This window comes from Streptomyces sp. P5F9 (assembly GCF_057961495.1).
Genome location: NZ_JBXVPZ010000282.1, coordinates 1 through 12,796, shown reverse-complemented (window position 1 = coordinate 12,796; position 12,796 = coordinate 1). Strand labels below are relative to the sequence as shown.

Genomic DNA, 12,796 nt, shown 5'->3' with positions numbered 1-12,796 from the left:
CCCCACAGGGAGCCCCGCCGTACCGCCCCCGTCCGAGGGGCGCTCGCCAGGGCGCGTACCGCGTGGAATGCGCCCCATGCGCTCCCTCCGGGCGCCGGGGCGCCCGCGTGGTGGTGGCGGCCGTCGCTGTGGAGGAGGACCCCCGGCGCGAAGGGGCGCAGCACCAGTGCGTCGAGGCCCGGGGTCAGGCGTAGTTCGGGGTACGAGGTGGACAAGAACTGTCCGATCCGGTCGAGCCGGAACCCGTCGACCTTCTCGGTCGACATACGGCCCCCCACGTAAGGGGCGGCCTCCAGGACTACGGTCGTTACTCCTGCGCTGATCAGCCGATGCGCCGCGGCGAGTCCGGCGACCCCGGCTCCCACGACGACGACGTCCGCCTGGTACGCGGGCTCAAGCACGTGCCCCTCCTAGAGGTTGCGCGGCCGGTGGAGTCGTCATGCCCCCAACAGCCTCCAGGGATACCCGAGTTCGGGTCGAGGTTAGGGCCGTGATCGGTCAAGGGCAGTCGCGCATACGCAGGGCACGGTCGCACGGCGGTCGCATACGGTCGCCGAGCGTCATCATCGGGAACCATCAGTTGCCCCGAGGTCTCAGACGTTCACAGCGCCGCCCGGATCGCCCCCTCGATCTCCGGGAACGCGAACGTGAACCCCGACTCCAACAGCCGCTTCGGCAGCACCCGTTGACTCCCCAGCACATCCCCCGACATCTCGCCCAGCACCAGCTTCAGCGCGGGCGCCGGCACGGTGAAGAGGGACGGGCGGCGCATCACACGCCCCATGGCCGCAGAGATCTCACGGTTCGTCAGCGGGTTCGGCGCGGTGAGGTTGAAGGGTCCTGACAGCCCGTCCGTGTCGATGAGATGCCGGATCGCCGCCACCTCGTCGTGCAGCGCGACGAACGACCAGTACTGCCGACCGTTGCCGAACCGCCCGCCGAGTCCCGCCTTGTAGAGGGGGAACAACTTGGCCCACGCCCCGCCCTCACGCGCCACGACCAGCCCGGTCCGCGCGAACACGGTCCGTACGCCCGCCTCCTGCACGGGCGCCGTCGCCTCCTCCCACTCCACGCACAGTGAGGGCAGAAAGCCGTCCCCAGGAGGCGCCGATTCGTCCACGGCACGGTCGCCGGTGTCTCCGTAGAAGCCGATCGCGCTGCCGTTCACCCACACCCGCGGCGGCCGGTCCAGTGCGGCCACGGCCTCCGCGAGGGCCGCCGTGCCGAGCACGCGGCTGTCGCGGACGGTCTTCTTGTAGGCGTCCGTCCAGCGGTGGTCGCCGACCCCCGCACCGGCGAGGTTGACCACCGCGTCGCACCCGTCGAGCCCGGCCGCGTCCACGTACTGCCCCTCGGGGTCCCAGCACACCTCGTCCGCGCCCCGGGCGGCGCGCCGCACCAGGCGCACCACCTCGTGCCCGTCCGCGGTCAGGGACCGGACCAGTGCGCTGCCGATGAGACCGGAGGCGCCGGTCACCGCGATTCGCGAGCGTTCCATGGCGCCCATCCTGCCTCGTTGATCCATAAAACCCCCATGAGGACCGCGCCGCACCCGCCGTACCCTGGCCCACATGTCCGAGCCGAACATACGCGCAGCCCTGCCCGACGACGACGAGGAACTCGGCGCGCTGGACCGCGCCACCTGGTCCAGCCTGCACGCGGTCACGCCCCGGCCGCAGCCGCCGTACCGCCCCTTCTTCGACGAACGGCACGCGCCGGGCGAGTTTCTGGTCGCCGAACTCGACCGCCGGATCGTCGGCTACATCCGGCTGGTTCCCGCCACCTCGCTCGCCTGCAACGCGCACGTCCGGCAGATCCAGGGGCTCGCCGTCGCCGGCGAGGCGCGCGGGCACGGGGTCGGCCGGGCGCTGATCGGGGCCGCCATGACCGAGGCCAGGCGGCAGGGCGCCCGGCGGATCACCCTCCGCGTGCTCGGGCACAACACCCCGGCCCGGAAGCTCTACGAGGCCGAGGGCTTCGCCGTCGAGGGCGTGCTGCCCGAGGAGTTCCTGCTCGACGGGAAGTACGTCGACGACGTCCTCATGGGCCGCGCCCTCTGACGCAGGGCTTGATCTTCGACTACGTAGGAGTTGATTTACGACTACGTAGGACTTGATTTACGACGTGACCAGGTCGCCCGTGTCCACCTGGGCCGTCGCGGTCGCCGCCCGTTGCGCGTCCCCGGAGACCTCGTCGGCCGTCAGGACGTACCCCGTCTCGTTGTCCGAGGTGGAGCGGGCGAAGACGACGCCGTAGACCTTGCCGCCGGTGGTCAGAAGGGGGCCGCCGGAGTTGCCGGGGCGGACCGTGGAGCGGATCGAGTAGATCTCGCGGGTGACCGTCCCGTCGTTGTAGATGTTCTGGCCGGTCGCGTTCACGCGGTTGGCGACGGTCGCGGCCTGGAGGTTCAGGTCGCCGTCCTGGGGATAGCCGGCGACCACGGCCGAGTCGCCGCGCTCAGCGCTGGTGTCGAAGCTCAGCACGGGCGCGGACAGCCCCGGCACGTACAGCACGGCGACGTCCTTCTGCGGGTCGAAGAGGACCACCCGTGCCTCGTACGACCGCCCGACCCCGCCGATGCGGACGGCCGGGTTGTCGATGCCGGCCACCACATGCGCGTTGGTCATCACGTGCTGCGGGGCGTACACGAAGCCGCTGCCCTCGCGGCCCTGGGTGCCCGAGGAGCCCTCGATCTTGACGGTGCTCCGCTTGGAGGCGTTCGTCGCGGCGGCCGTGACGCTGTCGCCGGTGGGCTTGGCGACCTCGGCCGTCGACTCGTTCTCGAACGGGTTGAAGACCTGCGGGAAGCCCGCCTCGGTGAGCGCGGAGGTGGCCCGCGAGAACCACGTCGGTGTCGTGTCCGGCATCAGCTTCTGCACGCTGCCCAGCAGCGTCGAGTCCTGGATCGCCGTCGTGACCGTCGCGGACGAGGACGCGCCCAGCACGCTCGCGGCCACCCACGCGACGATCATCACCGCCACCGAGTTCGCCGCGGCCCCGCCGATCCCGTCGGCCACCCGCAGCGGCCCCTGGTCCAGCTCCTTGCGCAGCTTCAGGGCGAGCCGCCCCGCCAGTTCGTGCCCGACCACCGCCGGGGTCAGCACGGTGAGCACGGCGGTCACCGTCGCCGCCGTCGTCCCCGGAGTCACCAGGTCCATCACCCACGGCAGCACCCACACACCGATGACCGCACCGCCCACGAACCCGGCGAGCGACACACATCCGGCGACGAGGCCGCGCCGGTAACCGGACGCCGCGTAGGCGAGGATCACCAGCAACAACAGCAGGTCGAGCAGGTCCACGGAGCCGCCTTTCTCTCGGAACCCTTAGTACGCGAGGAACGGGCCCGTTGATCAGTCACGCGCGCGTGGTCCCAGGGAAGCGACCACGCGTGCGTGTACCCCCAGAAACGTGCCGGACCAGGACGATGGTTCCACCGGGTGGCACAGCACACATCGCGGACTGAGTGTTTCCGGCCGAGAGTGTGACCATGCGTGTCCTGAGAAGAACGCCGGGTGCACGAAGACGACGGCTACGGGTACGAATACCCCGCGCGGCGGTCGTTCTGCTGGCCTGTCTGCCCGGTCTCGCCGCCGTCCTGGTGCTCGCCCTGTGCGCGAACGGCATCGGGCGCAGGGCCACGACCGCCGCCGTACGGCCACCCGTCGCGGCCCGGCCCGCGGCGGCCGGGCACACCGCGCCCAAGCCGCACATCGTGCCGCGCTCGGCCTGGCTGGACGCGCTCTCCCGGCACGCGCAGCCGCCGCCGCGCTACGACGACAAGGTCGTCGCCGTCTTCGTCCACCACACGGACTCGCCGAACGGGTACGACTGCGCGGACGCGCCTCGTATCATCCGTTACCTGTACGCCGGGCAGACCGGGGTCCGGGACTGGGACGACATCGGGTACAACTTCCTCGTCGATCACTGCGGGACGATCTACGAGGGGCGGGCGGGGGGTGTCGACCGGGCCGTGACCGGTGCGCACACGCAGGGGTTCAATCACCGGACCGCGGGGATCGCGGCGATCGGGACGTTCACGGCGGGGATGACTGTGCCGAAGGCGATGACCGACGCGATCGCCGCGTTGGCCGCCTGGAAGTTGGGGCTCGCTGATGTCGATCCGCGTGTGAAGGTGCGCCTGGTGTCCAGTAACAGCCTCAGTCGGTATGCCAGCGGTACGACGGCGATGCTTCCCGCGTTGGCGGGGCACAAGGATGGCTACATGACGAGTTGCCCGGGAGCGGCGCTGTTGGCTCGCCTCCCGGACGTGCGGGAGGTGGCTGCGCGGTTGCAGGGGCGTTGAATCGCCCCCGCCGCCCCTACCCGTCCCATCCCCGGGGGCTGCGCCCCCGGACCCCGCTGCGTTGGATGTCGGGTGCGGGTCGGTGGGGGCTGGTCGCGCCCGCGCGGCGGAGCCGCAAATCGACACAGCCCCGCGCCCCTAGGGGGTGCTCCTACAGGGCGTTTCTATCTGCGGGCCAGGTAGACGCTCAACGCCCGTTGCAGGACCTTGCCCTGGCTTCCCACCGGGCGTTCCCATTCGCCCAGGTACTCCACTGCTTGGCCGCCTGCGCCGGTTTTGAAGAGGAGGCGGCCTACCAGGCGGTCGTCGGCGATCAGGGACGGGGTGATGGAGCGGAGGTCGTAGGTGTCCGCGCCGGAGTCCAGGGCCTCGCAGAGCATGCGCCACAACAGGAGGCTGCTGGGGCGGAGTTCGCGGCCCCGGCGGCCGGACGCGGGGTAGGAGTGCCAGACGCGGGGGCCGGTGCTGATCATCAGGGCGGAGGACAGGACCTCGTCGTCGTACTCGGCGAGGTAGACGCGGAGGCGGTCGGGCTCCTCGGCGTTCAAGGCCTGCCACATGCGGCGGAAATAGTCCAGGGGGCGGGGCTTGAAGCCGTCGCGTTCCGCCGTGGCCCGGTACAGGCGGTGGAACGCGGGCAGGTCGTCGGCCGAACCCCAGAAGACCCCGACGCCGCCGCCTTCTGCCGTCTGCAGTGACTGCAACCAGTGGGGGGAGAGTGCGGCGCGCAGTTCGTTCACCGACCGCCCGGCCAAGGGGATCTGGCAGCCGTAACGCGGCTGGCCGAGGCCGAAACCGCTGCCGTCCTCCTCCTTGCACCGGCGCCACCCCAGCCGCCTCAGCCGTTCCGCCGCGTCCAGTGCGTACCCGTCGATGCCGTCCGTGGGCAGGTCACGCAGATGCCGTACGGAGGGGTCGGCGACGCCCGCCGCGACGGTGGCCGCGTCCCAGCGCCGTACGACGAGCGGCGGGCCGATGCGGACCGAGAACGCGCCCTCCTTCTCCAGGTGCGCGATCAGCGGGTCCAGGTACCGTTCCGGGCGCTGGCTGTGCCAGTCGATCGCGGGGCCGTCCGGAAGGTAGGCGAGGAAGCGACCGGTACCGGGGAACGCCCGGTACAGCACGAGCGCTACGGCGGTCATCGCCTCCCCCTCGAACCAACCGACGCTCTCCGCCGTCCAGTCGGGCTTCACGCCGGCCCACTCGGGGATCTGGAGATGGCTCGCGTCCGGGTGCAGCCGGAGATGGGCGAGGTGTTCCTCGCGGGTGATCCCCTTCACGTACGGGCTGGTCATGGGCGCGCGCTCCTGTTCGGCGGCGGCCACCGTAAGCCGGGGCTCACCGGGCGGGTCAAGACTTCACGGCTGTGAACTCCGCCCACACCTGCTTGCCGCGTCGGCCTTGCCTGGGCGTGACCCCCCACTGGCTCGCCACGGACGCGATCAGGAAGATGCCCCGTCCGCTCTCCGTATCCCAGTCGGGTTCGGTGTACCAGACGGGCAGTTCCGGCGAACGGTCGGCGACGGCCACCCGAACCCCGCCTTCCGGGAGCGTGCGGAGCCGTAGTTCGCACTCCGGGGACTTCACGTGGCGGTGGACGTTGGCGAGCATCTCCGTGACGCAGAGCGTCGCGGCGTCGGCTAGTTCGGGATACCCCCAGGCGCTGAGCTGCTCCCGGACGGTCTTGCGCGCGGCGGCGAACCCCTCTGGTTCCGCGAGGAGTTGGAGCACCACTTCAGGGGGCGATTGCGTGTGCATGCCCTCACGGTGGGTTATATGTGGCTAGCCTGAACAGGACTTTCGGAGGCACACAAGGGAGTGTGCGGGCAAGGGGGTTGGCTGTGCAGGACGGTGTCGAGGGGTCTTCGAGCATGAAGATGTTCGGGGCGGTCTCGCGTGCGCTGCGGGAGGCGCAGGGGAGTTCGCGGGAGCAGTTCGGGGCGCATGTGGGGTACTCGGCGTCGCAGGTGGCGATGGTGGAGCGGGGCGAGCGGATGCCGAGCGCGCAGTTCATCGCGAAGGCGGGGGAGTTCCTGCATGCGCGGGTGGCTATCGATGCGGCGGCGGAGCATCTGGAGCGGCGGCGGTATCCGTCGTGGTTCGACGACTATGTGGAGCGGGAGGCGGAGGCGATCAGCCTTTGGTCGTACGACACCCATGTCATCAAGGGGCTTGTGCAGACGGAGGATTACGCGCGGGCCGTGCTGAGCGCGCGAGTGCCGGTGCTGGACGACGAGACGATCGAGCACCGTGTGCAGGCCCGGTTGGCACGCCAGTCGCTGCTCACCCGCGTGCCGCCCGTGTCGCTGGCGCTGGTAATCGAGGAGTGGGTGTTGAGGCGGCCGATCGGTGGACGGGCGGTCCTCAAGGGGCAGTTGGAGCGGTTGCTGGAACTCGGTGAGAAGCGGAACATCTCGATTCAGGTGATGCCGACGGATGTTGAGGCGCACGCCGGGTTCAACGGCGCGTGGACACTGCTGGAGACTCCCAAGCGGGCATGGGTCGGCTACGTTGAAGGTCAGGCCGGGGGTCTGGTGATCGAAGATCGCGAAGAAGTCAGCGCGATGTTCCAGCGGTTTGGCATGATCCGGTCCCAGGCGCTCCCGCCGGGGGAATCCGCGAAGCTGATCGAGGGGTTGGTGGGTGAACTATGAGCACCGCAGATCTGACGTGGTTCAAGTCCAGCTACAGCGGGGATGCCGGCGGGCAGTGCCTCGAAGTCGCCCTGGAATGGCGTAAGTCGTCGTACAGCGGTGACGCGGGCGGTGATTGCCTCGAAGTCGCCCTGGAACCAGCCCACCCCACGGTCCACATCCGTGACTCAAAAGCCAAGTCCGGTCCCACGCTGGCGTTTTCGCTGGGCGAGTGGACCGCGTTCGTGGGCTTCGCCGTCGAGGTGTGACTCAGGAGGGCCACGCCGTGAGGAGGTCGGCCGGGCCGTAGGCCGCGTCGAGTCCCGTGCAGTCCGTTCCGCTGCGGGACACCGCGATCACCGGGACCGGGTCGTGCGTAAGGGCGGCTCGATGGTGATGCAGCGCAGCGAGGTCGTGGCGGTCGAACGGGGAGTTCTCCAGCCACTTCACCGAGCCGACGAAGAGCAACTCCTTGGCGATGGGCGCCCGGTCGGCTCCGACGATGTCGATCTCGACGTCGTTGGTACGGGTCCAGTACGAGCCGATGGCGGGCGCTGCCGGAAGGTCTCCGTCCGGCAGCAGGCGGGCCAGCGCCTCGCGTACCAGGGGCTCGACGGCCCGGCCCCGCCAACTGGTCCAGTTGTCCCGGACGCGTCGCAGCGTCAGGTCACCCCTGCCCCGCTCGATCTCCTCCATCGCGGGGCCGAGCAGCTGCAGCCAGAAGCGGAGATAAGGGTCGGCGACCCGGTAACGACGGTCCTTCGAGGGGCGTGTGGAGAGGGGGAGTTCGGCCGCGATCACCCTCTTGTCCGTGAGGATCCCGAGCGACCGGTTGAGAGGGGTCGCACCGATCCCGCCGGCCGCGCGGGCGATGTTGGTGAAGGTCCGCTCGCCGCTGCCGATCGCCGAGAGGACGGCGCGCGCCTGCACCTGCTGGGGAAACTCGGCGGCCAGCGAACGCTCCGCCGAGACCAGGAGTGCCGAGACGGGATCGCTGAGGGCTGCCGACAGGAAGTCCCACAGCCCGGCGCCGTGCGGCCATTCCGCGCAGATCAGGGGCAGCCCGCCGGTGACGAGGGCCGCGTCGAACGCCTCGGCCGCGTCCAGGCCCAGCATCGCGCCCACCTCCGCCGGATTGAGCGGCCCCAGCACCATCTCCCGGCCTCGCTGGTGGAACGGACGGCCGTAGCTGTTCAACGCCTCCATCATCGACAGGTCGGAGCCGATGAGGATCAGCAGAACCGGCTTGGTCTCCAGCACCCTGTCCCAGGCCCGTTGCAGCGTGCCCTCGAACGCGCCTTCCGGGTCCATCAGATACGGCACCTCGTCCATGACCACCACGCTGGGCCGGTCGTGCGGCAGAGCCGCCGCCAGTACGTCGAGGGCGGCGTCCCAGTCCGCGGGGCGGGCCGAGGCGAGCAGGCCGGCGAGGGGCAGATTCGAGGACTGCGCGTCCTGGGCGAAGCGCTCAAGATCGACGTGCGGCGACGCTCCCGTGGCGGCGTAGAAGAGGAACGGCGCACCGGACCGCTCGGCGAAGCGCTCGACCAGCCGGGACTTGCCCACGCGACGGCGCCCCCGCAGCATGACGCACCGCCCCGGCCGCTCGCCACCGACCCCGGCGGCCACCTTGCCCAGCTCACGGTCCAGGGTTTCGAGCTCGCGTGCCCGGCCTACGAAGTTGCCCATAGCGCTGAACCTAACATTGAAGTTACTGACATCAATGTTAGTAACGCAGGAGCTGCGTTAGCCGTGTCCGCGAACTTCCTGACCCACGCCGTGCGCTCCCCGCCGCCGCTGCGCGGGACTGGGCCCGGCACCACCTTCGGCACCGGCTCCAACTCCCGTGTCACTCAACGGGATCGCGTTGGTGAGGGCCGCGTTGTCAGAGGTGTGTCATGAGGCGATCGGGCGGTCGGACAGGTGGGCCAGTTCCGTGAAGAACGCGCGGTAGAGCGGCTCGTCGGTGGTCCGGATCTCGACGGTGGCGAGCCCGTGCCTGGAACTCGTCGTGCTCGCGTAGACCGGCCCCGACCGGCGCTCACAGGTTTCTCGCAGGCAACTCACCGAGTTCCCCGAGGCAAGCTCCCTATCGTCATGCACACGCACTGACTGGAGGTGGGGAAAATGAACAGCAGTCACACCAACACCACGGAGAAGTCGGCCGGTTGGGCCAAGTCCGCCCGCGGCCCCTGGGCGGTCGTCTGCGCGGTCGCCACCGTGATCCTCGGCCCGGCCGCCGTCACGGCCTCCGCGCTCGACCAGGCCAACGCGGCCCCGATGCACCACGCCGTACGGGCCGACCAGACGCAGGCCTACATCTCGACGGACTCGACCCGCCGCCGTACCGCCGCGTAGGCAGCCGCGGCCGTCAGCGGGCGGTGACCAGTTCCTGGGTGCTGGTGACCGTGCCGTCCGCGTGCTGGGTGAGGCGGAGGACCAGGACGTGTTGGCGGTCGGCCGGGGTCGTCACATAGAGCGGGCGGTCCTTGTTCAGGCCGGGTGCCTTGAACCGCACCCGGGACCCGAAGGCTCCGGCGGCGCTGTTGCAGCCCTTGGCCAGGGTGCGGCCGAAGGGGTCGTGGTCGTGGCGGGTGGCGTCGACGTCGTAGTCGACGAACTTGTCGTCGGGCTTGGCGACGGTCCCGACGTTCATCGTGACCCAGGCGTGGACCTTCACGTCCGAGCAGACGGCGACCTCGCTGACGGCTTGCGGGTCCGGGTCGTTGAGCTGCTTGCCCTCGGTGTCTTTCCCGACCAATAGGAGGGTGCCGCCCAAGGCGGCGACCCCCACGACGATGGTGGCGGCACCGAGCAGAATCATCGAGCGCGTGCGAACGATCGGAAACATGACCACTCCGGGGGTGGCTGCGGGCGGCGAACCGCCGGGCGCAGGTGGGAGGGATCGTTGAGCGACTCAGGACGCTGCTGGGCTCACTTGCCGTAGCCGACGTGGTAGCCGACCGGGTCGACGTAGACGTCGGGCGCGTTGCCGCTGGAGGCGGAGATGGTGAAGGCCAGATCGTTGAGATTCACGACCTCCGAGACCTTCTCGTCGGGCGGGGTGACGGAGAGCCGCGTGTAGGTCTTGCCGGAGCCGCTGGTGTCCGGGATGAAGTGCAGCAGGAAGCGTGTCTCCTCGCCGGCCCCGATGGTGACGGTGGACCCCGAGACGTCGGTGCGAGCGGCGTCGGGCCCGGTGTCGCCCAGGCCGTCGGGGCCGATGAGCTGGACGCCCGGGAAGCCGTGCATGCTGCACTTGCCGGCACCGTTGTTCTTCAGGTTGACGACTATCTGGTCCTTGACCCCTGTGGCGGCGGCGCTGAACGCGAGGTTGTCGGTCTTGCACCTGGAGACCGACGTAGCGGCCTGCGGCTGGGTAGTGGGCTCGCCGCCCTTGCCGGAGCCGCTGGAGGAGCCGGACGAGGAGGAACCCGAGGTCGAGCCCGGGACACTGGTGGAGGAGCCGGACGGGGAGGTGTCCGAGGTCGAGCCCTGGCCGCCGGTGGAGCCGCTCGCGGTGCTGGACGCGCTGGTGTTGGCGGAAGCGCTCGATCCGTCGCTGCCGTTGCACGCACTGAGCGAGAGGCCGGCAGCGGCGACGACGAGAGCGAGGGCGGACATCTTCTTGACGCGCATCGGTGCTCCTGGGAAGCGGTGTCGTTACCCAACTCGTCGGCGCGGAGCGGGTGTTGGTGTTGTCGCTTCATAGGAGATCCGTAGCAGGGCGGGCGTTGCGGGCGAGGTTGCATCAAGACGCCCCTGTGACAGGTGAGTCGACACGCCGTTACGGGAGAGCGGGGGAACCGGATGAAATGGGGGAAGCGGGACACGTCCTAACGACGGCCCAGCCCCAGGTACTGCTCGCCCGCCGGATCGATGTCCACCCCAAGCCCGTTCAGGAGGCCGGCCAGCATCGTGTAGTACCCGACCGTCGTGATCAGCTCGACCACCTGACGGTCGGTCAGATGCTTGCGCAGGGTGCCCAACGTGGCATCCGTGAGCGTGTGTTGGGCCAGCAGCTCCTCCGTCGCCGTCAGCATCACCGACTCGACCTCGTCGAACTCGCCCTCCTCGCGCCGGAGTTCGACGACCGCCGCCAACTGGTCGACGGTGACCCCCGCGTGGAGCGCGATCGGGCGGTGCTGGACGATCCCGTAGGCGCAGTCCGTGTGCGCCGCCACCGAGATCACCACCAGCTCGCGCAACCGCACCGGTATCGACGACCCGAGCACGGCCATGCCCAGATCGATCGCCGGACCCGTCAGATCCGGGGCGTGCGAGAGCATGCGGAACGCGTTCAACGGGGTGGGAAGCGCGTCCACGGCCTCGGCGGAACGCTCCGGGTACGGTATTCGAGCCACGGTGACCTCACTGGGATTCGGGATCCGGTCGATCGAGCCCACCGACTCGGTCGAGGGGTCGGCACCCATCGCCGTACCCCCGTCAGTCCTGCCGGAACCTCTCCCGCAGCTTCGGGAAACGTTCCGCGAGCACGGCCTCGCTCTCCAGGTTGAGCGGCGCCCCGAGCGGCTCGGCCGGCGCCGGTGGAATCCCCAGGTCGGGGGCGACGGCACCGGTCAGCTGCTCGTACGCCTCGTCCGCCGCGTACCCCAGTTCCTCGCCGTCGCCGTCGATCTCCTCGTCGAAGTCGTCGATGAGGTCGGCCAGCGAGTCGGGGTCGTGCACGGCACCCTCGTACACCTCACGGCCCTGACCGATCAGCCAGCACCGGAAGTAGTCGAACGCGTCGTCGCTCGCCCCGCCCAGCAGGATCCACGCGGCACCCCACAGATCCCAGGTGTACGCGCGGTTGTAACGAGCCTCGAAATGCCGGGCGAAGTCCAGGACCAGCTCCGGGTCCAGCAGCAGAAGCCGGTCGACGAGCAGGTCGGCCTGCTCCTCGGGGTCGCCCTCGGCGGCCTCGCGGGTGGCGTCCACCAACTCCCAGAACTCCGTCTCGTCCATCACGGGTCAAGCATCGGGCCTGGAGGGGTGGTGCGCACGTGGAGTGCAGCGGATTGTCACCTGGAGCGGGGCAGATCGTTATGGGCGGCGATACAGCGCGGCCAGCCGTAGCGCGTCGTTCGTGAAGCGCGCCCGCAGACTCTCCGGGGCCAGCACCTCCACGTCCGGGCCGAGCCCGGCGAGCTGGCTGTGGGCCACCTCCTCGGACTCGACCGGCAGGGTCACCGTCACCCACCCGTCGCCGCCCTCCGGCGCGCCCGCGGCCTTCAGCGCCTCCCGCGCGGCGGCCGGATCGACGGCGTACGGCAGTCTCCGCGCGCCGTCCGGCGACAGCCGTACCACCACCTCGGCCCGCAGGATCGACCGCGCGAACTGCTCCGCCCGTTCCTCCCAGAACGCCGGAAGGTCGAAATCCGGGTCCCGTACGAAACGCTCGGAACACGGCTCCACCGCCGTGAACCGGTCGATGCGGTACACCCGGAAGGAATCGAGGTCGGCGGTGACCCGCGCGCACAGGTACCAGACCCCCGCCTTGAGGACGAGTCCGTACGGCTCCAGTTCCCGTTCGACGTCGGAGTCCCCGCGCCGGTACCGCGCGAGCAGCCTCCGGTCGTCCCACACCGCGTCCGCTACGGCGGGGAGCAGTTCGGGTGTCCTGGGCTCCGTGAACCAGCCGGGGGCGTCGAGGTGGAACCGCTGGGCCGCCGCGCGCGAGGCATCCGACAGGGAGGGCATCAGCGCCGCGGACACCTTCAGCCGGGCGGCCGACGCGGCATCCTCCAACCCCATCTCGCGCAACGCCCCCGGGACCCCGCTCAGGAACAGCGCCTCGGCCTCGCTGCGGGCCAGCCCGGTGAGCCGGGTCCGGTACCCGCCGACGAGCCGGTAC

General features: G+C 70.2%; 17 protein-coding genes. 5 read left to right on the top strand and 12 right to left on the bottom strand.

The features are described from left to right. The coding region (locus AC31A1_RS33870; protein ID WP_489656976.1) for an NAD(P)-binding protein at window positions 1-401 on the bottom strand (401 nt) is incomplete at its 3' end. 200 nt (window positions 402-601) lie between these two features. After that, complete coding sequence (locus AC31A1_RS33865) at window positions 602-1,498, bottom strand: TIGR01777 family oxidoreductase (protein WP_489656975.1); 897 nt, start codon at window positions 1,496-1,498, stop codon at window positions 602-604. A gap of 73 nt (window positions 1,499-1,571) precedes the next feature. Here AC31A1_RS33865 and AC31A1_RS33860 point away from each other — a divergent pair, with 73 nt between their 5' ends. Beyond that, the gene (locus AC31A1_RS33860; protein ID WP_489656974.1) at window positions 1,572-2,060 is read left to right on the top strand and encodes a GNAT family N-acetyltransferase; all 489 of its coding nucleotides are present in this window, start codon (window positions 1,572-1,574) and stop codon (window positions 2,058-2,060) included. Window positions 2,061-2,117: 57 nt separating this feature from the next. Here the strand turns inward: AC31A1_RS33860 and AC31A1_RS33855 are convergent, their stop codons facing one another. Continuing rightward, window positions 2,118-3,302 (bottom strand): MarP family serine protease, encoded by a 1,185-nt coding sequence (locus AC31A1_RS33855; protein WP_489656973.1) that lies wholly within the window; start codon window positions 3,300-3,302, stop codon window positions 2,118-2,120. Between the two features lie 188 nt (window positions 3,303-3,490). On the opposite strand from AC31A1_RS33855, the gene AC31A1_RS33850 reads away from it, so the two are divergent. After that, window positions 3,491-4,306: a peptidoglycan recognition protein family protein gene (locus AC31A1_RS33850; protein WP_489656972.1), complete on the top strand. Its 816-nt coding sequence runs from the start codon at window positions 3,491-3,493 to the stop codon at window positions 4,304-4,306. Window positions 4,307-4,470: 164 nt separating this feature from the next. Here AC31A1_RS33850 and AC31A1_RS33845 read toward each other — a convergent pair whose 3' ends face one another. Next, window positions 4,471-5,601, bottom strand: a complete 1,131-nt coding sequence (locus AC31A1_RS33845; protein WP_489656971.1) for a lipid II:glycine glycyltransferase FemX — start codon at window positions 5,599-5,601, stop codon at window positions 4,471-4,473. A 55-nt stretch (window positions 5,602-5,656) separates the two neighbouring features. Next, window positions 5,657-6,064 carry an ATP-binding protein gene (locus AC31A1_RS33840; protein WP_489656970.1) on the bottom strand — a complete coding sequence of 136 codons (408 nt, stop codon included), beginning with the start codon at window positions 6,062-6,064 and terminating at the stop codon, window positions 5,657-5,659. A 113-nt stretch (window positions 6,065-6,177) separates the two neighbouring features. Between AC31A1_RS33840 and AC31A1_RS33835 the strand changes: the two genes are divergently transcribed. Continuing rightward, entirely contained in the window at window positions 6,178-6,960 is a 783-nt protein-coding gene (locus tag AC31A1_RS33835) for a helix-turn-helix domain-containing protein (RefSeq protein ID WP_489656969.1), read from the top strand. Next, complete coding sequence (locus AC31A1_RS33830) at window positions 6,957-7,208, top strand: DUF397 domain-containing protein (RefSeq protein WP_489656968.1); 252 nt, start codon at window positions 6,957-6,959, stop codon at window positions 7,206-7,208. Before AC31A1_RS33835 ends, AC31A1_RS33830 begins: the two co-directional genes overlap by 4 nt. A gap of 1 nt (window position 7,209) precedes the next feature. Here the strand turns inward: AC31A1_RS33830 and AC31A1_RS33825 are convergent, their stop codons facing one another. Together AC31A1_RS33825 and AC31A1_RS33820 are read right to left on the bottom strand one after the other, a co-directional pair. Continuing rightward, window positions 7,210-8,628 (bottom strand): ATP-binding protein, encoded by a 1,419-nt coding sequence (locus AC31A1_RS33825; RefSeq protein WP_489656967.1) that lies wholly within the window; start codon window positions 8,626-8,628, stop codon window positions 7,210-7,212. Between the two features lie 207 nt (window positions 8,629-8,835). Continuing rightward, a complete protein-coding gene (locus tag AC31A1_RS33820) occupies window positions 8,836-9,006 on the bottom strand; it encodes a hypothetical protein (protein WP_489656966.1) in 171 nt (56 codons plus the stop codon). Window positions 9,007-9,066: 60 nt separating this feature from the next. Here AC31A1_RS33820 and AC31A1_RS33815 point away from each other — a divergent pair, with 60 nt between their 5' ends. Beyond that, window positions 9,067-9,297 (top strand): hypothetical protein, encoded by a 231-nt coding sequence (locus AC31A1_RS33815; protein ID WP_019065394.1) that lies wholly within the window; start codon window positions 9,067-9,069, stop codon window positions 9,295-9,297. Between the two features lie 13 nt (window positions 9,298-9,310). On the opposite strand, the gene AC31A1_RS33810 is transcribed toward AC31A1_RS33815, so the two are convergent. From AC31A1_RS33810 to AC31A1_RS33790, 5 genes are all read right to left on the bottom strand, one after another. Then, the gene (locus tag AC31A1_RS33810) at window positions 9,311-9,790 is read right to left on the bottom strand and encodes a hypothetical protein (RefSeq protein WP_489656965.1); all 480 of its coding nucleotides are present in this window, start codon (window positions 9,788-9,790) and stop codon (window positions 9,311-9,313) included. A gap of 83 nt (window positions 9,791-9,873) precedes the next feature. Continuing rightward, window positions 9,874-10,578 carry a DUF4232 domain-containing protein gene (locus AC31A1_RS33805; RefSeq protein ID WP_489656964.1) on the bottom strand — a complete coding sequence of 235 codons (705 nt, stop codon included), beginning with the start codon at window positions 10,576-10,578 and terminating at the stop codon, window positions 9,874-9,876. Window positions 10,579-10,775: 197 nt separating this feature from the next. Then, window positions 10,776-11,372 (bottom strand): carboxymuconolactone decarboxylase family protein, encoded by a 597-nt coding sequence (locus AC31A1_RS33800; RefSeq protein ID WP_489656963.1) that lies wholly within the window; start codon window positions 11,370-11,372, stop codon window positions 10,776-10,778. Window positions 11,373-11,385: 13 nt separating this feature from the next. Continuing rightward, window positions 11,386-11,907 (bottom strand): DUF4240 domain-containing protein, encoded by a 522-nt coding sequence (locus tag AC31A1_RS33795; protein ID WP_489656977.1) that lies wholly within the window; start codon window positions 11,905-11,907, stop codon window positions 11,386-11,388. Window positions 11,908-11,985: 78 nt separating this feature from the next. Then, window positions 11,986-12,796: helix-turn-helix transcriptional regulator (locus tag AC31A1_RS33790; protein WP_489656962.1), on the bottom strand; the 811-nt coding region annotated here is incomplete at its 5' end.